The organism is Pseudomonas sp. MWU12-3088 (assembly GCF_023242405.1).
In the GTDB taxonomy this organism is placed as follows: Bacteria; Pseudomonadota; Gammaproteobacteria; order Pseudomonadales; family Pseudomonadaceae; genus Aquipseudomonas; species Aquipseudomonas kribbensis.
In genome coordinates, this window is the sequence record NZ_JALJEA010000037.1 from 1 (window position 1) to 316 (window position 316).

Below are 316 nucleotides of genomic sequence, written 5' to 3' on the forward strand. Positions count from 1 at the left end.
TTCTGGCAGCTCGCAGTTACCAGTCACGTCAGTAGTACGGAAGTAGAACTGTGGACGATAGCCTTTGAAGAACGGAGTGTGACGACCGCCTTCTTCCTTGCTCAGAACGTAAACTTCTGCAGTGAACTTGGTGTGCGGCTTAACCGAACCCGGCTTAACCAGAACCTGACCACGCTCAACGTCGTCACGCTTGGTGCCACGCAGCAGAACGCCGCAGTTCTCGCCAGCACGACCTTCGTCCAGCAGCTTGCGGAACATCTCAACACCGGTGCAGGTGGTGGTGGTGGTGTCACGCAGACCAACGATTTCCAGGGCG

General features: G+C 56.6%; 1 protein-coding gene. It reads right to left on the reverse strand.

The annotated features are described in order from the left end of the window. A partial coding sequence (locus M5B98_RS28675; RefSeq protein WP_248744687.1) for an EF-Tu/IF-2/RF-3 family GTPase occupies positions 1–316 on the reverse strand: 316 nt, incomplete at both ends.